At 72.0% G+C, this 16,702-nt stretch carries 12 protein-coding genes; 6 read left to right on the forward strand and 6 right to left on the reverse strand.

Annotation, left to right across the window (positions count from 1 at the left end; translation table 11 throughout):
* Positions 1-25: 25 nt before the first annotated feature.
* Entirely contained in the window at positions 26-907 is an 882-nt protein-coding gene (locus tag ABZ898_RS10575) for a phosphatase PAP2 family protein (RefSeq protein ID WP_361655407.1), read from the forward strand.
* On the opposite strand, the gene ABZ898_RS10580 is transcribed toward ABZ898_RS10575, so the two are convergent.
* A complete protein-coding gene (locus ABZ898_RS10580) occupies positions 895-3,888 on the reverse strand; it encodes a bifunctional [glutamine synthetase] adenylyltransferase/[glutamine synthetase]-adenylyl-L-tyrosine phosphorylase (protein WP_361655410.1) in 2,994 nt (997 codons plus the stop codon). The two genes, ABZ898_RS10575 and ABZ898_RS10580, sit on opposite strands and share 13 nt — an antisense overlap.
* A 428-nt stretch (positions 3,889-4,316) precedes the next feature.
* Between ABZ898_RS10580 and ABZ898_RS10585 the strand changes: the two genes are divergently transcribed.
* The gene (locus tag ABZ898_RS10585) at positions 4,317-4,706 is read left to right on the forward strand and encodes a VOC family protein (protein ID WP_361655413.1); all 390 of its coding nucleotides are present in this window, start codon (positions 4,317-4,319) and stop codon (positions 4,704-4,706) included.
* 16 nt (positions 4,707-4,722) lie between these two features.
* Here ABZ898_RS10585 and ABZ898_RS10590 read toward each other — a convergent pair whose 3' ends face one another.
* Positions 4,723-6,084: a glutamine synthetase family protein gene (locus ABZ898_RS10590; RefSeq protein ID WP_030807800.1), complete on the reverse strand. Its 1,362-nt coding sequence runs from the start codon at positions 6,082-6,084 to the stop codon at positions 4,723-4,725.
* A 333-nt stretch (positions 6,085-6,417) separates the two neighbouring features.
* Here ABZ898_RS10590 and ABZ898_RS10595 point away from each other — a divergent pair, with 333 nt between their 5' ends.
* From ABZ898_RS10595 to ABZ898_RS10610, 4 genes are all read left to right on the forward strand, one after another.
* A complete protein-coding gene (locus ABZ898_RS10595) occupies positions 6,418-7,092 on the forward strand; it encodes a DUF3105 domain-containing protein (RefSeq protein WP_361655417.1) in 675 nt (224 codons plus the stop codon).
* The gene (locus tag ABZ898_RS10600; RefSeq protein WP_361655420.1) at positions 7,089-7,718 is read left to right on the forward strand and encodes a DUF305 domain-containing protein; all 630 of its coding nucleotides are present in this window, start codon (positions 7,089-7,091) and stop codon (positions 7,716-7,718) included. The genes ABZ898_RS10595 and ABZ898_RS10600 overlap by 4 nt, the downstream gene beginning before the upstream one ends.
* A 198-nt stretch (positions 7,719-7,916) precedes the next feature.
* Positions 7,917-9,857, forward strand: a complete 1,941-nt coding sequence (locus ABZ898_RS10605; RefSeq protein ID WP_361655423.1) for a S53 family peptidase — start codon at positions 7,917-7,919, stop codon at positions 9,855-9,857.
* Between the two features lie 83 nt (positions 9,858-9,940).
* Positions 9,941-11,695, forward strand: coding sequence for an NAD+ synthase (locus ABZ898_RS10610; RefSeq protein WP_361655426.1), 1,755 nt, complete (start codon positions 9,941-9,943; stop codon positions 11,693-11,695).
* A 67-nt stretch (positions 11,696-11,762) separates the two neighbouring features.
* Here ABZ898_RS10610 and ABZ898_RS10615 read toward each other — a convergent pair whose 3' ends face one another.
* The 4 genes from ABZ898_RS10615 to ABZ898_RS10630 form a co-directional block, all read right to left on the reverse strand.
* Positions 11,763-12,992 carry an MFS transporter gene (locus ABZ898_RS10615; protein WP_361655429.1) on the reverse strand — a complete coding sequence of 410 codons (1,230 nt, stop codon included), beginning with the start codon at positions 12,990-12,992 and terminating at the stop codon, positions 11,763-11,765.
* 98 nt (positions 12,993-13,090) lie between these two features.
* Positions 13,091-14,143 carry an endonuclease/exonuclease/phosphatase family protein gene (locus tag ABZ898_RS10620; protein ID WP_361655431.1) on the reverse strand — a complete coding sequence of 351 codons (1,053 nt, stop codon included), beginning with the start codon at positions 14,141-14,143 and terminating at the stop codon, positions 13,091-13,093.
* Positions 14,144-14,332: 189 nt separating this feature from the next.
* Positions 14,333-14,962 (reverse strand): TetR/AcrR family transcriptional regulator, encoded by a 630-nt coding sequence (locus ABZ898_RS10625; RefSeq protein ID WP_361655434.1) that lies wholly within the window; start codon positions 14,960-14,962, stop codon positions 14,333-14,335.
* 75 nt (positions 14,963-15,037) lie between these two features.
* A complete protein-coding gene (locus ABZ898_RS10630) occupies positions 15,038-16,624 on the reverse strand; it encodes an MFS transporter (protein ID WP_361655436.1) in 1,587 nt (528 codons plus the stop codon).
* Positions 16,625-16,702: the final 78 nt, after the last annotated feature.

The raw sequence follows: 16,702 nt of genomic DNA on the forward strand, positions 1-16,702 counted from the left end.
CCCTTGTCTGGCAGACTTGGTAGCTATGAGTGACCCGACCGTGACAGGCCCGGACGGCCGCCCCGCGGAGGTGGCCGTTCCGCGGACCGTCACGGGCCGGCGCGGCGCCGGACGCCGCCTCGGCGAACGGCTGCGCAGTCCCGGGCGGCCGCCGCTGTGGTTCGAGATCCTGCTGATCGCCGCGAGTTACTGGACCTACTCCCTCATCCGCAACGCCGTCCCGGAACAGCGGCAGCAGGCGCTGAGCAACGCCGACGCCCTGTGGTGGCTGGAGCACCGGCTGGGCATCGCGGTCGAGGCGTCCGTCAACCACGCCGCCGACTCGGTGGGTTGGCTGATCATCGGCATGAACTACTACTACGCCACACTGCACTTCGTGATCACCATCGGGGTGCTGGTGTGGCTCTACCGGTGGCATCCCGACCGCTACGCCCCCGTCCGGCTGGTGCTGTTCGCGACCACGGGCGTCGCCCTCGCCGGGTACTACCTCTTCCCGCTCGCCCCGCCCCGGCTGATGCGCGGCGGCCACTTCATCGACACCGTGGCGGTGCACCAGACCTGGGGGTCCATGGCCTCCGGCGACCTCAAGCACATGTCCAACCAGTACGCGGCGATGCCCTCCATGCACATCGGCTGGTCGCTGTGGTGCGGGCTGACCGTGTTCGCGCTCGCCTCCGTGCCCTGGGCGCGGGTGCTGGGGCTCGCCTACCCCGCGCTCACGCTGGTGGTGATCGTCTCCACCGCCAACCACTTCTGGCTGGACGCGGTCGGCGGGGTGGCGTGCCTCGGCTTCGGGGTGGCGCTGGCCCGGGTCTGGTACGGGCGGCTGCCGCACGTGCGCGGCTCCGGGACGGACGCCGGGGCGGCGCCGGGGCCGGCTCCGCGGCTGGGTGACTACCCCGCGTAGAACAGTTCGTCCACCACCGCCCGGGCCCGGCGGGCCGTACGGCGGTACGCGTCCAGCATGTCGCCCGCCCTGCCCTCGCCGTAGCCCAGGTACCGGCCCACCGCCGCCAGTTCGCGCGGCTCGGTCGGGAAGGTGTCGCCCGCCCTGCCGCGGACCAGCATCACCGCGTTGCGCACCCGGCTGGCCAGCACCCACGCCTCGTCCAGCACCGTCGCGTCCTCCGGGCCGATCAGGCCCGCCTCCCGCGCCGCGGCCAGCGCCTCGCGCGTCCTCGTGGTGCGCAGGCCCGGCACCTCCCAGGCGTGCCGGAGCTGGAGGAGCTGCACCGTCCACTCCACGTCCGACAGGCCGCCCGGGCCCAGCTTGGTGTGCAGCTTGGGGTCCGCGCCGCGCGGCAGCCGCTCCGACTCCATCCGCGCCTTCAGCCGGCGGATCTCGCGCACCGCGTCCTCGTCCAGGCCGCGGGCCGGGTAGCGCAGCGGGTCGATCAGTTCCATGAAGCGGCGGCCCAGATCCTCGTCGCCCGCCACCGGTTCCGCCCGCAGCAGCGCCTGCGACTCCCAGCCCAGCGACCACCTGCGGTAGTACGCCTCGTACGACTTCAGGGTGCGCACCAGCGGGCCGGACTTGCCCTCCGGGCGCAGGTCGGCGTCGATGAGCAGCGGCGGGTCGGCGCTGGGGATCTGCAGGAGGCGGCGCATCTCGGCCACCACCTTGTTGGCGGCCTTCGCGGCCTCGTGCTCGTCGACGCCCTCCCTCGGCTCGTGCACGAACAGCACGTCCGCGTCCGAGCCGTAGCCCAGTTCCCGGCCGCCGAACCTGCCCATGCCGATGATCGAGAACCGCGTCGGGAGGGTGTCGCCCCAGCCCTCGCGGACCACGGCGCGCAGGGTTCCTGCCAGCGTGGCGGCCGTGAGGTCCGAGATCGCGCCGCCCGTGCGGTCCAGGAGGACGCCCTCGTCGGGCTCGGCCGGGGTGGTCTCCGTGCCGTACGAGCCGACGATGTCGGCGGCCGCCGTGCGGAAGAGTTCCCGGCGCCTGACGCCCCGGGCGGCCGTGACGCCCTGTTCCGCGTTCTCCGCCCGGTTCACCGCGGCGGTGATCTCCTGTTGCAGCTGGGCCCTGCCGCGTGGCTCCAGGCCGCCGCCGTCCCCGTCGCCGAGGAGGGCCACGGCCTCGGGGGCGCGCAGCAGGAGGTCCGGGGCGAGACGGCCCGCCGAGAGGACCCGCGCCAGGTTCTCCGCCGCCGCGCCCTCGTCGCGCAGCAGGCGGAGGTACCAGGGGGTCTTGCCGAGCGCGTCCGAGACCTTGCGGAAGTTCAGGAGGCCGGCGTCCGGGTCGGCGGAGTCGGCGAACCAGCCGAGCAGGACCGGGAGCAGGGTGCGCTGGATCGCCGCCTTCCTGGTCACGCCGGAGGCGAGCGCCTCCAGGTGGCGCAGGGCCGCCGCGGGGTCGGCGTAGCCGAGGGCCACCAGGCGTTCCCTCGCCGCCTCCGCGCTGAGCCGTGCCTCGCCGGGGGCGAGCTGGGCCACGGCGTCCAGGAGGGGGCGGTAGAAGATCTTCTCGTGCAGGCGGCGGACGACGCCCGTGTGGCGCTTCCACTCCCGGCGCAGGCCGGCGACCGGGTCGGTGCGCAGGCCCAGCGAGCGGCCCAGGCGGCGCAGGTCCTCCTCCGCCTCGGGGACGAGGTGGGTGCGGCGCAGCCGGAACAGCTGGATGCGGTGTTCCAGCTCGCGCAGGAAGCGGTACGCCTCGTCGAGCCGGGCCGCGTCCTCCCGGCCCACGTAGCCGCCCGCCGCCAGCTCCTTCAGCGCCTTCAGGGTGGTGCCGCTGCGCAGGGACTGGTCGGTGCGGCCGTGCACGAGCTGGAGCAGCTGGACCGCGAACTCCACGTCCCTGAGGCCGCCGGGGCCCAGCTTGAGTTCCCGTTCGATCTCCGCCGGGGGGATGTTCTCCACCACCCTGCGGCGCATCTTCTGCACGTCGGCGACGAAGTTCTCCCGGTCGGCCGCCTGCCACACCAGCGGGGTCACCGCGTCCATGTACGCCCGGCCCAGCTCCTCGTCCCCCGCCACCGGGCGGGCCTTCAGCAGGGCCTGGAACTCCCATGTCTTCGCCCAGCGCTGGTAGTAGGCCAGGTGGCTGCTGAGCGTGCGGACCAGGGGGCCGTTGCGGCCCTCCGGGCGCAGGTTCGCGTCCACCGGCCAGATCGAGCCCTCGATCGTCGTCTCCGAGCAGATGCGCATCATGTGGGACGCGAGCCTGGTGGCGGCCTTCAGGGCCTTCGTCTCGTCCGTGCCCTGGGCCGGTTCCGCCACGAAGATGACGTCCACGTCCGAGACGTAGTTCAGCTCGTGGCCGCCGCACTTGCCCATGGCGATCACCGCCAGGCGGCAGGCCGCCGCGTCCTGCGGGGCGTCCGCCTCCGCCATCGCCAGCGCCGCCCGCAGGGTGGCCGTCGCCAGGTCCGCGAGTTCCGCCGCCGTCTGGGTGACGTCGGTGGTGCCGCAGACGTCCCTCGCCGCGATGGAGAGCAGGCAGCGGCGGTAGGCGACCCGCAGCGACACCGGGTCCGTCGCCTCGGCCAGGCCGCGTTCGAACTCCGTGATCCCCGGGTGGAGGTCCCTCGGTTCGTAGGTGACCAGTTCCTGCCAGTCGTGGGGGTGGCGGGCCAGGTGGTCCGCGAGTGCGGCGGACGCGCCGAGGACGCCCAGGAGGCGGTCGCGGAGGGGTTTCGCGGAGATGAGGGTGTCGAGCAGTTCGCGGTGGTCCTTCGCCGCGGGCTGGGACTCCAGCAGGCGTACCAGGCCGTGCAGGGCCAGGTCGGGGTCCGCGGTGGCGCCCAGCGCCTCCAGGAGGACGGGGTCCGCCTTCACCTGGGTCAGCTCCGGGCCGTCCAGGAGGCGTTCCGCTCCGGAGGGGTCCGTGAAGCCGTGCCGAAGCAGTCTGGTGAACGTGCTGCTCCTGCGGCCCGGCGTCATCCGTGGCCTCCCCTCGGGATCTGGACGGTCCTGGCCAGAGCCTAACCGTGCCGCCGTCCGGACCTCGTGTGGCATTCCCCTCGCGTCGCCCTCCGCGCCGTCGTGCATCGCCCCCGCGTCGTCGTGGGGCGGGGCCGCGCCGGGGGGTGTCCGTCCTCGGTCCGGCGACTTGTGTTTCTGCGATGCGTTCAGCTTGGTGTTTCGCCGGCCGCTGCGGGCGGACACCCCCCGACACGTCCCCTTCTCGCCGTTCGCGGGTGCGGCGGCGCGGTGGCGGGCTGTGGTGGTTTCGGGTTCCGTGGAGGGGTGTCGTCCTGGTCTACCTGGTCTACGGAGGAGTCCCGCGTGGATATGAGTCTCGAAGTCGGCGTGCCTGCCGTTCGGCCCGGGCGGGCCGCCGCGTGAGCGGGCTGTTGGGGGGCGGGGCCGTGGCTACTCGGCTGCCTGCTCAGGATCTTGCTCGGGCCCGGCGCTTCTACTCCGAGAAGCTCGGGCTCGAGCCCTTCGACGAGCGGCCCGGGGGGCTGCTCTACCGGGTCGGGGACACCTTCTTCGTCGTCTTCAGGTCCACCGGCGCCTCCTCCGGCACCTTCACCCAGATGGGCTGGGAGGTGGCCGACCTCGACGCCGTGGTGGACGAGCTGCGCTCGCGCGGCGTGCGGTTCGAGAGCGTCGACGCCCCGGGCTTCCGTACCGACGAGCGCGGGATCGCCCTCGTCGAGGGCAATTACCCGAGCAAGGGGTCCACCGGCGAGCGTGCCGTCTGGTTCCGCGACAGCGAGGGGAATCTGATCGGGATCGGGCAGCCCGTGCGGTGACGCCGCCCGCCGCCCTCTACAGCACCGGGAGGTTCTTGCGCAGTTCGAAGGCCGTCACCTCGGAGCGGTACTCCTCCCACTCCTGGCGCTTGTTGCGGAGGAAGAAGTCGAAGACGTGCTCGCCCAGGGTCTCGGCCACCAGGTCGCTGCGCTCCATGAGGGTCAGGGCCTCGCCCAGGTTCTGGGGGAGCGGTTCGATGCCCATCGCCCTGCGTTCCGCGTCGGAGAGGGCCCAGACGTCGTCCTCGGCGCCCGGCGGGAGCTCGTAGCCCTCCTCGATGCCCTTCAGGCCGGCCGCCAGGAGGACCGCGTAGGCCAGGTAGGGGTTGGCTCCGGAGTCGAGGGAGCGGACCTCCACGCGGGCCGAGCCCGTCTTGCCGGGCTTGTACATCGGGACCCGGACGAGGGCGGAGCGGTTGTTGTGGCCCCAGCAGATGTAGGAGGGGGCCTCGCCGCCGGCGCCCGCCGTGCGCTCCGAGCCGCCCCAGATGCGCTTGTAGGAGTTCACCCACTGGTTGGTGACCGCCGAGATCTCCGCCGCGTGCCGCAGCAGGCCCGCGATGAAGGAGCGGCCGACCTTGGAGAGCTGGTACTCCGAGCCGGACTCGTAGAACGCGTTCCGGTCGCCCTCGAAGAGGGACAGGTGGGTGTGCATGCCCGAGCCGGGGAACTCCGAGAACGGCTTCGGCATGAAGGTCGCCTGGACCCCCTGCTCCAGCGCGACCTGCTTCATGACCAGGCGGAACGTCATGATGTTGTCCGCCGTGGAGAGCGCGTCGGCGTAACGCAGGTCGATCTCCTGCTGGCCGGGGCCGCCCTCGTGGTGGGAGAACTCCACCGAGATGCCCATCGACTCCAGCATGGTGATCGCCTGGCGGCGGAAGTCCATGCCGACGTTCTGCGGGGTGTGGTCGAAGTAGCCGGAGTTGTCGGCCGGGGTCGGGCGGCTGCCGTCCGTCGGCTTGTTCTTCAGCAGGAAGAACTCGATCTCCGGGTGGGTGTAGAAGGTGAAGCCCAGGTCGGAGGTGCGGGCCAGCGCCCGCTTGAGGACGTAGCGCGGGTCGGCGAAGGACGGGGAGCCGTCCGGCATCAGGATGTCGCAGAACATGCGGGCCGTGCCGGGGGCCTCAGCGCGCCAGGGCAGGACCTGGAACGTGGACGGGTCCGGCTTGGCGATCATGTCGGACTCGTAGACGCGCGCGAAGCCCTCGATGGCCGAGCCGTCGAAGCCGATGCCCTCGTCGAACGCCTGCTCCAGTTCGGCGGGAGCCACGGCGACGGACTTGAGGAAGCCCAGCACGTCCGTGAACCACAGGCGTACGAACCGGATGTCGCGCTCCTCCAAGGTCCGGAGCACGAACTCCTGCTGCTTGTCCATCTTCCGCTTCCCCATCCTTGCTGGTCAGGCCGCCTGTCCGTGGTGCGATGGAGGCGGTCGGCACCTGAGCATCCCACCACATCGGCGTTTCGCGCGCGTTGCGGACCTTGATCGTCCGGACGTCGCCGGACTGAACGTTCCGCCTGCGGGGACATACCGTCCTGCCGCCCATCTTGCATGTTCATCGGCCCGTCCGTCATGGCCGGGGGCGGGCGCGGCCGGAAGGAGGCCGTGGGATTCGAATTATCCGGTTGTCGCACATCGCTCCCCCGCGCCCCGCGCGCCCCCTTACGATCAGCGGACCCCGAGACCGCATCGCGGAAGGACACCCCCATGGGCACCGATCAGCACGGCCCCGCCTCCGCGCGCACCGCGCGCATAGAGGAGATGCGGAACGCCGAGCACGCCCGCAAGCGCCGGAACCGCGTGCTGGCCGTCGCCGCGAGCGTGGTGGTGGTCGCCGGGCTGGCCGTGGGCGGGGTGGTGCTGGTGCGCTCCCAGTCGGACCCGGACGGCGGCAAGGACACGGCCGCCGACGCCAAGGGCGGCTCCGGGCACTTCACCACCGGCGCGGACGGGGTGCGCACCTGGTCCGGCAAGCTGTCGCGGACGCATGTCGGCACCAAGGTGTCGTACCCGATGCACCCGCCGGTCGGCGGCGACCACAACCCGGTGTGGCTCAACTGCGAAGGCAATGTGTACAAGGAGCCGGTGCGCGACGAGAACGCGGTGCACGCGCTGGAGCACGGCGCGGTCTGGGTGACGTACACCGACAAGGCGGACAAGACCGACGTGGACGCGCTCGCGGCCAAGGTGAAGCGGACGCCCTACTCGCTGATGAGCCCGTACGCGGACCAGGACGCGCCGCTGATGCTGTCGGCCTGGGGGCACCAGGTGAGCGTGAAGAGCGCGTCCGACCCCGAGGTGGACAAGTTCCTCGCCGCCTACGTGCAGGGCAAGCAGACCCCGGAGCCGGGCGCCCCCTGCACGGGTGGGGTCATGAAGTGAGGCGCGGGTACGCCGGGCTCGCGGCGGGGGCGGCCGTGCTGGCCGTCGTCGCCGCGGGGGCCGGGGGGTACGCGGCCGGCGGGAGCGACCCGGTCGCGGTACGGGTGCCGGGGGCGGAGTCGGCCGACGCCGGGTTCGCCCGGGACATGGCCGTGCACCATCAGCAGGCCGTCGAGATGTCCTATCTCGTGCGCGACCGCACCGGCGACGAGGAGGTGCGCAGGCTCGCGTACGACATCGCGCAGACCCAGGCCAACCAGCGCGGGATGCTCCTGGGCTGGCTGGACCTGTGGGGGCTGCCGAAGGTGTCCGCCGAGCCGCCGATGACCTGGATGGGCATGGGTGACATGCCGCCGGGGCGGGACGGCGCGCTGATGCCGGGCATGGCGACCGACTCCGAGCTGCGCGAGCTCGGTTCGCTGAAGGGGCGGGCGGCCGAGGTGTTCTACCTCCGGCTGATGACGGAGCACCACAAGGGCGGGGTGCACATGGCCGAGGGGTGTGCGGCCCGGTGCGCGGCGGGGCCGGAGCGGCGGCTCGCGCGGGGGATGGTGGACGCCCAGCGGTCCGAGATCCGGCTGATGGCGGACATGCTCAAGAAGCGGGGCGCGTCCGCGCGTTCGTGAGGCGGCCGGGTCAAGTGGCGCCCTTTCGCGGTTACTTGATCCTCTCTTGACCTTTTGCTTCCCCTGACATGAACGGTTCATCGGCCAGAGTGGCCCCCGTCGTGCGATCTCCACGCCGGTCGACACCGCCGCTTCACCGGCGCGCATCCGCGACGTACCGGACACGACATGCATGCGCAACGCATCGCAGGGGGTTCTATGAGATCCAACCGCGCCAAGACGCGCGCCGGTGTGAGCATGGCGGCGACGCTGCCGATGATCGCCGGGGCGCTGGCGCTCGGCATACCCGCGGCCCACGCGGACGGCCCGGCGCGCAACGCGCTGACGGGCACCCGGCCGCTGTGGGCCACGGCGAAGGCGGACAAGGGCGCCGCCGCCGACAGCGCCCGGGTGAACGCCCGCGTCTACCTGGCCGGGCGGGACGCGGCCGGGCTGGCGGCCTACGCCAAGGCCGTCTCCGACCCGGCTTCGCCGCTGTACGGCAAGCACCTCAGCGCCGAGCAGGCGCAGGCCCGCTTCGGGGCCACCAAGGCCCAGGTGAGCGCCGTCAAGTCCTGGCTGAGGTCGGCCGGTCTGACGGTCACCGGGGTCACCGCGCACTACGTCGCCGTCTCCGGTGACGTGGCCGCCGCCGAGAAGGCGTTCGGCACCCAGCTCCACAACTACGCGAAGGGCAAGCGGACTTACCGCGCCCCGGCGAAGACCGCTTCCGCGCCCGCCTCGCTCAGGGGCGCCGTGCTCACCGTGTCCGGCCTGGACAACGCGCCGCACAAGTCGGACCACGACGAGCAGCTTCCGCCGCCGGACGCCGTGTTCAAGAACGCCGGCCCGTTCTCCAGCTACTTCGGCTCGAACACCGCGAGCAGCCTGCCGGACGCCTACGGCCACAAGATCCCGTACGCGGTCAAGGGGTACACCGGCAAGCAGCTCCGCCCGGCCTACGGCGCGGGCAAGTACACCGGCAAGCACGTGCGCGTCGCCATCACGGACGCGTACGCCTCGCCGACCATCGCCTACGACGCGGGCTCCTACGCCAAGAAGCACGGCGACGCGGCGTGGAAGACCGGCCAGCTCCACCAGGTGCTGCCGGCCGACTACACCAAGACCGAGGAGTGCGGGGCCTCCGGCTGGTACGGCGAGGAGACCCTCGACGTCGAGGCCGTGCACGCGGTCGCGCCGAACGCGGACGTCACCTACGTGGGCGCCGCGTCCTGCTACGACGACGACCTGCTGGACTCGCTCAGCAAGATCGTCGACAACCACCTCGCCGACATCGTCTCCAACTCCTGGGGCGATGTGGAGGGCAACCAGACGCCCGACCTGGCCGCCGCCTACGACCAGGTGTTCCAGTTCGGCGCGGTGCAGGGCATCGGCTTCTACTTCTCCTCCGGCGACGACGGCGACCAGGTCGCCGCCTCGGGCGTGAAGCAGGTCGACACCCCCGCCAACTCGGCCTGGGTGACGGCGGTCGGCGGTACCTCGCTGGCGGTCGGCAAGGGCGACAAATACCAGTGGGAGACCGGCTGGGGCACCCAGAAGGCCAACCTGTCGGCCGACGGCAAGAGCTGGGACGCCTTCCCCGGCGCCTTCACCTCGGGCGCGGGCGGCGGCACCAGCAAGACCGTGCCGCAGCCTTACTACCAGCAGGGCATCGTCCCGAAGAAGCTGGCCACGGCCAACAACAAGGCCGGCAACCGCGTCGTCCCGGACATCGCGGCCATCGCCGACCCGAACACCGGCTTCCTGGTCGGCCAGACCCAGACCTTCCCGGACGGGACCCAGCGCTACAGCGAGTACCGCATCGGCGGCACCTCGCTGGCCGCGCCGGTGATCGCGGCCGTGCAGGCGCTGGCGCAGGAGGCGCGCGGCGGCAAGGCGATCGGCTTCGCCAACCCGTCGATCTACCAGCGGTACGGCAAGAAGGGCGTCTTCCACGACGTCACCGACAACCCGACGGGCTCCGGCCTGGCGGTGGCCCGTACCGACTTCGTGAACGGTCTGGACGCCTCGGGCGGGCTGGCCACCTCGGTCCGCGTCCTCGGCAAGGACAGCTCGCTGCACGCGGTCAAGGGCTACGACGACGTGACCGGCGTGGGCTCGCCCTCGAACGGCTACGTGCAGTCGTACAAGGGCCACTGACCGGCTTCGGCCGGTGACGGGGGCGTGGGGTGTCGGACACCTCACGCCCCCCATCGCGTCTGAGTGACGATTACACTGGCGGGGTGCCTCAACTTCGTCTCGCCCTGAATCAGATCGATGCCCGGGTCGGCGACATCGCCGCCAACACCGAGTCGGTTCTCCGCCGGACCAGGCGGTCGGCCGAGGCGGGAGCGCATCTGGTCGCGTTCCCGGAGATGGTGCTGACCGGGTATCCCGTGGAGGACCTCGCCCTGCGCTCCTCCTTCGTCGAAGCCTCCCGCGCCGCCGTGCGCACGCTGGCCTCCCGGCTGGCCGCGGAGGGGCTCGGCGAGGTGCCGGTGGTCGTCGGCCACCTCGACCGCTCGGCGACCGCGCAGCCCAGGTACGGCCAGCCGGCCGGCGCCCCGCAGAACGCGGCGTCGGTGCTGTACCGGGGCGAGGTGGTCCTCACCTTCGCCAAGCACCACCTGCCCAACTACGGCGTCTTCGACGAGTTCCGCTACTTCGTGCCGGGCGACACCATGCCGGTGGTCCGGGTGCGCGGGATCGACGTGGCGCTGGCCATCTGCGAGGACCTCTGGCAGGACGGCGGGCGTGTCCCGGCGGCCCGCTCGGCCCAGGCGGGGCTGCTGCTCTCGGTCAACGCCTCCCCCTACGAGCGGGACAAGGACGACACCCGCCTGGAGCTGGTCCGCAAGCGGGCCCAGGAGGCGGGCTGCACCACCGCCTACCTGGCCATGACCGGCGGCCAGGACGAGCTGGTCTTCGACGGCGACTCGATCGTGGTCGGCGCGGACGGCCTGGTCGTCGCGCGGGCGCCGCAGTTCGAGGAGACCTGCCTGCTGCTGGACCTCGACCTGCCCGCCGCCGGCCCGGACGCCCCGACGGGTGTCGTGGACGACGGTCTGCGCATCGACCGCGTGGTCCTCACCCCGGAGCCCGTGCCGCCGTACGAGCCGGAGCACCTCGGCGGCTACGCGGAGCGGCTGGACGACGACGCGGAGATGTACGGCGCGCTGGTGACGGGCCTGCGGGCCTACGTGACCAAGAACGGCTTCCGCTCGGTGCTGATCGGCCTGTCCGGCGGCATCGACTCGGCGCTGGTGGCCGCGATCGCGTGCGACGCGGTGGGCCCGGAGAACGTGTACGGGATCTCGATGCCGTCGAAGTACTCCTCCGAGCACTCCCGGGGCGACGCGGCCGAGCTGGCCCGGCGGACCGGGCTGCACTTCCGTACGGTGCCGATCGAGCCGATGTTCGACGCGTACATGGGCGCGCTGGGCCTGACGGGCCTCGCGGAGGAGAACCTCCAGTCGCGGCTGCGCGGCACGCTGCTGATGGCGGTCTCCAACCAGGAGGGCCAGCTGGTGCTGGCACCGGGCAACAAGTCCGAGCTGGCGGTGGGCTATTCGACGCTGTACGGCGACTCGGTGGGGGCGTACGGGCCGATCAAGGACGTGTACAAGTCCTCGGTGTTCCGGCTCGCCCGGTACCGCAACCGGGCCGCCGGCGAGCGCGGCGAGACCCCGCCGATCCCGGAGAACTCCATCAGCAAGCCGCCGAGCGCCGAGCTGCGCCCGGGCCAGGTCGACACCGACTCGCTGCCGGACTACCCGGTGCTGGACGCCATCCTCGACCTGTACGTGGACCACGACCGGGGCGCCGACGCGATCGTGGCGGCGGGCTTCGAGCGTGAGCTGGTCGTCCGCATCCTCCGCATGGTCGACACCGCCGAGTACAAGCGGCGGCAGTACCCGCCGGGCACGAAGATCTCCGCGAAGGGCTTCGGCAAGGACCGGCGGCTGCCGATCACCAACGGGTGGCGGGAGCGGGCGTAGCGGTACGCCCCGGAGGGGCCCCGGCGGTCTCGCCGGGGCCCCTCCTCACGGTGTGCGCGGGCCGGTGTCAGCGGTGGGAGTGTTCCTGCTGCTCAGGGACGTGCGTGGCGACCAGCCGGCCCGTCGCCGCCTCGCCCTGCGAGAGGGCGGTACGCCGCCGGTCCACCCCGTACGCGACGCCCGCCACACCCAGGCCGAGCACCGCGAGCAGCGCACCCGCGAGGGCCGGGGAGGTCGCGCCGAAGCCCGCCGCCAGTGCGAGGCCGCCGATCCAGGCGCCGCCGGCGTTGGCCAGGTTGAAGGCCGCCTGGTTGGCGGAGGAGGCCAGGGAGGGGGCCGCGGCGGCCTTCTCCATCACCATCAGCTGCAGCGGCGAGCCGGTGACGAAGGCGGCCATGCCGAGCAGGGTCACGCCGAGCGCCGCGCTCCACTCGGCGCGCATCAGCACCGGGAACAGCGCGAGGACGACACCGAGCGCGGCGAGCCCGCCGAAGAGCGTGCCCCGCATCGCGTGGTCGGCGAGCCGCCCGCCGAGCAGGTTGCCCGCGGTGGCGCCGACGCCGAACAGCGCGAGCAGCAGCGTCACGCTGGCGGGGGCGTACCCGGCGGAGTCGGTCAGCATCGGGGTGACGTAGCTGTACGCGGCGAACAGCGCGCCGAAGCCGGCGACGGTGGTGCCCAGCGCCAGCCAGACCGGCAGGGACTTCAGCGCGGCCAGCTCGTGGCGCAGGCCGGTCGCGGTGGCGTGGGTGTGGTCGCGCGGGATGAGCAGCGCGAGCGCGGCTATCGCGGCCAGGCCGATGGCGCTGACCCCGAGGAAGGTGGCCCGCCAGCCGAGGTTCTGGCCCATCAGCGTGGCCACGGGCACACCGGCGACGTTCGCGACGGTCAGCCCGAGGAACATCAGGGAGACCGAGCGGGCCTTGCGCTCCGGCGCGACCATGCCGGTGGCGACGACCGCGCCGACGCCGAAGAAGGCGCCGTGCGGCAGGCCGCTCAGGAAGCGGGCGGCGAGCAGGGACTCGTTGCCGGGGGCGAGCGCGGAGAGCGCGTTGCCGGCGACGAACAGGGCCATCAGGCCGATCAGTACCGTGCGCCGGGACATCCGGGCGGTGACCGCGGCGAGCAGCGGGGCGCCGATGACCACGCCCAGCGCGTACGCCGAGACCAGGTGGCCGGCGGTCGGGATCGAGATGTGCAGGTCGTCCGCGACGTCGGGCAGCAGGCCCATCATCACGAACTCGGTGGTACCGATGCCGAAGGCGCCCACGGCGAGGGCGAGCAGGGCCAGGGGCATGAGGGGACCTCTCAGAAAGCTGGTGCCGTACAGGGCTCGGGGGAATCTTCTATGTTCCCGTACGGAACAAACTCTTTCAAGGCCACTATTCCTGCGGGTTACGAGGGCATGTCGAGCTTCACACGGGCCGCCACCGGAAGGTGGTCGCTGTTGGTGCGCGGCAGCGTCCAGGAACTCTCCGGCTCGACGCCCTTGACCATGATCTGGTCGATCCGCGCCATCGGGAACGCGGCCGGCCAGCTGAACCCGAACCCGCTGCCCGCCGCGCCCTGCGTGGAGCGCAGCTGCGAGGTCACCGCGTTCAGCGAGCGGTCGTTCATCGTGCCGTTGAGGTCGCCGAGCAGCACGACCCGGGTGAGCGTCTCGTCCGCGATGGCCTCGCCGAGCGCGTCGGCGCTCTTGTCGCGCTGCCGGGCGGTGAACCCGGCCTCCAGCTTCACCCGCACCGAGGGCAGGTGGGCGACGTACACCGCGACCAGGCCGTCCGGGGTGGAGACGGTGGCGCGCATGGCGCGCTTCCAGCCGAGCTTGATGTCGACCGGCTCGACCTGGCTCATCGGGTACTTGCTCCACAGCCCGACCGTGCCGACCACCGCGTGATAGGGGTACGTGGCCTTGAGCGCGTCGCCGTACACCGGGACGGCGGTGGCGGGCAGCTCCTCCAGGGCGACCATGTCGGCGCCGGAGGCGGCCACGTCACGGGCGGTGGCGGAGGGGTCCGGGTTGTCGGCGTTCACGTTGTGGGTGGCCACCACGAGGTCGCCGCCGGCGGCCGACTTGTCGGTGAGCAGCAGCCCGCCGAACAGGTTCAGCCACACGATCGCCGGGAGCAGCACCGCGATCAGCGCGATGGCGGACCGCCGCAGGAAGCCGAGCACGAGCAGCACCGGCACCGCCAGGCCCAGCCAGGGCAGGAAGGTCTCGATGAGGCTGCCGAGGTTGCCGAGCCGGTTGGGGATGTGCGAGTGCACCAGCATCACCAGCGCCAGCAGCAGCGCGAGCACGGCCGTGAACAGGCCCCGGCGCCAGATCCGGGGGTCGCCGCGCCAGCCGCCGAGCAGGCGGTGTGCCAGGCGCCGAAGCCGGGACACTGGTCGCTCGGGCCCCGAGCCGCCGTTGTCCGTCTCCGTCATGTACGCCTGCTGCGCCATACCGTCTGCCTCACTGCCTGCCGTGCACTCCGTCATCCCCCCGTGTGTGTGTACGACCCTAGGGGATGTCCGGTCTCGTTCCGCCGTACGTCGACGGCCGTTCGGAAGACGATGACGATCGAGGCGGCGCCGGCAGTTCCGGAAAACCCCGTCGGAGCGGGGTTCTGTGACGAAACGCGCACATCCGCACTACTGCGCGGCCGGGCTGACGGGGCGTAGGCCGGCGAGAAGAGTGTCGACGATCTCCTCGGCGAGCCCCTCGGGCAGGTCGGCCTCGGGGCGCAGGACGGTGCGCACCAGCATGGCGCCGACGAACATGTCGTTGGCCAGTTCCACGTCGACGCCGGGGCACAGTTCGCCGTCGCGCTGCCCCCGGCGCAGCACGTCCAGGGCGAGTGCGCGGCGGGGCGCTATCACGCTCGCCTCGTAGGCGGCCCAGATCCGGGGGCTGCACTTCGCCTGGACGTAGACGTTGTGCATGATCGCCGAGGAGCGGCTGACCAGCCCCCGGCGGCGCAGGGTCTCCAGCAGGACGACGAGGTCGTCGCGCATGGAGGTGCCGGGGAGTTCCGGGTCGGGGGGTTCGGCGGCGCGCATGACGTCGACGAACAGTTCCTCCTTGCCGCTCCAGCGGCGGTAGATGGTGGCCTTGCCGACCCCGGCGGTGCGCGCGACCCGCTCGATGGAGAGGTCGGCCAGCGGGACGCCGTCCTCAAGGAGCTTCATCACGCCCTCGATGATGGCTCGTTCCACGGCCTCGCTGCGGGGCCTGCCCCGGGCGGGGGCGGGCTGCGCGGGCCGGTCTGCGGCAAGGCTCACGTCGGTGTCGTCCTCTCGGTGTGCTGCGGAGGATTGTCCCGCAGCGGCGGCCTCCCCCCGCCGGTCTCCGCCGGCTCAGTCGCCGGTGGCGATCAGTTCGGGCTCGCGTTCACCGCTCTGTCCGGCCGGCGGCCTGCCCGGCAGGAACACGGCGACGACGACGGCTCCGGCCAGCGCGACGCCCGTACCCCACAGCGCGGTGACGTGCATGGCGTGCAGGAAGGCGTCGTAGGCGGGTGTGACCAGGGCCTGGCCGCGCGGGCCGAGCTTCTCCGCGATGCCGAGGGTGGCCTCGATGGACTCGCCCGCGGTGTCGCGCAGACCGGGCGGTAGCGCGCCGAGCCTGTCCTCGATGCCGCCCCGGTAGGAGGTGGCGAGCACCGAGCCGAGCACGGCGATGCCGAGGGCGCCGCCGACCTGGCGGAAGGTGTTGCTGAGCGCGGAGGCGGAGCCCGCCTTCTCGCGGGGCAGGGCCTGCATGATGACGACCGAGGTGGGGGTCATGATGTGCGCCATGCCGGTGCCCATCAGGAAGAAGACGACCTCCAGCAGCCAGATGGGCGTGTCGGCCTCGAAGGCGGCGAACGCGGCCAGGGTGGCGGCGATCAGCAGCATGCCCGCGGTGGTGGTGGCCTTGTTGCCGAACCGGTCGACCAGCAGCCGGGCGCGCGGCGCGAAGATCATCTGGGCGGCGGCCAGCGGCAGCATCAGCAGGCCGGACTCCAGCGGCGAGTAGCCGCGCACGCTCTGCGTGTAGAAGACGCCGAAGAACGTGACGCCCATGAGGGCGAAGAAGACCAGTGCGATGGCGGCCATGGCGGCCGAGAAGACCTTGTCGCGGAAGTAGGTCACGTCCAGCGAGGGGTGGTCGCTGCGCTTCTCGTACACGATGAAGGCGATCAGCACGACGACGCCGCCGATGATCGTGGCCAGCACCTTGGCGTCGGTGAAGTCGGCGAGTTCGCCGCCCTTGATGATGCCGTAGACCAGCAGGACAAGGCCGAGCACGGAGAGCACGACTCCGACGGGGTCCAGGCGGCCGGGCTTCGGGTCGCGGGAGTCGGGGACCAGCCAGACCATCAGGGCGACGGCGATCACCACGATGGGCACGTTGATCAGGAAGACCGAGCCCCACCAGAAGTGGTCCAGCAGCGCGCCGCCGGTGATCGGGCCGATGGCGATGGCGAGGCCGACCCCGCCCGCCCAGATGCCGATGGCCTTGGGCTGCTCGGAGCGCTCGAAGACGTTCATCAGCACGGCCAGGGTGGCGGGCATGACGAAGGCGGCGCCGAGCGCCATCACGGCGCGGTAGGTGATCAGCTGGGCCGGGGAGCCGGACTCGGCGGCGAGTGCCGAGCCGATGCCGAACACCACCAGCCCGCCGAGCAGCACCTTCTTGCGGCCGAGCCGGTCGCCGATGAGTCCGGCGGTGAAGAGCAGTCCGGCGAAGACGAGCGTGTACGAGTTGATCGCCCACTCGATCTCGCTCTGCGTGGCGCCGAGGCCGGTGGGCGCCGGGGTGGCGATGGTCTTGATGGCCACGTTCAGGATCGAGTTGTCCAGCACCACGATGAGCAGGCTCAGCATCAGCACGCCGAGGATCGCCCAGCGGCGCCGGTGCACGGCTTCCGGTATCCGGGGGGCGGGAACGGAGGTTGTCATGTGCCTGAGGGTATTCCTATTACGATACGGAACCGTCTCGTATCTGAATTCCTTTGCCGAGGTATTGCGCGGCGCCCT

It is taken from the genome of Streptomyces sp. NPDC046860, from assembly GCF_040645115.1.
Taxonomy (GTDB): Bacteria; Actinomycetota; Actinomycetes; order Streptomycetales; family Streptomycetaceae; genus Streptomyces.

Coding starts and splice junctions, on each gene's coding strand:
- ABZ898_RS10575 (WP_361655407.1), top strand. CDS start 26: ATGAGTGACCCGACCGTGACAGGCCCGGACGGCCGCCCCGCGGAGGTG.
- ABZ898_RS10580 (WP_361655410.1), bottom strand. CDS start 3,888: ATGACGCCGGGCCGCAGGAGCAGCACGTTCACCAGACTGCTTCGGCAC.
- ABZ898_RS10590 (WP_030807800.1), bottom strand. CDS start 6,084: ATGGACAAGCAGCAGGAGTTCGTGCTCCGGACCTTGGAGGAGCGCGAC.
- ABZ898_RS10595 (WP_361655417.1), top strand. CDS start 6,418: ATGGGCACCGATCAGCACGGCCCCGCCTCCGCGCGCACCGCGCGCATA.
- ABZ898_RS10605 (WP_361655423.1), top strand. CDS start 7,917: ATGAGATCCAACCGCGCCAAGACGCGCGCCGGTGTGAGCATGGCGGCG.
- ABZ898_RS10615 (WP_361655429.1), bottom strand. CDS start 12,992: ATGCCCCTGGCCCTGCTCGCCCTCGCCGTGGGCGCCTTCGGCATCGGT.
- ABZ898_RS10620 (WP_361655431.1), bottom strand. CDS start 14,143: ATGGCGCAGCAGGCGTACATGACGGAGACGGACAACGGCGGCTCGGGG.
- ABZ898_RS10630 (WP_361655436.1), bottom strand. CDS start 16,624: ATGACAACCTCCGTTCCCGCCCCCCGGATACCGGAAGCCGTGCACCGG.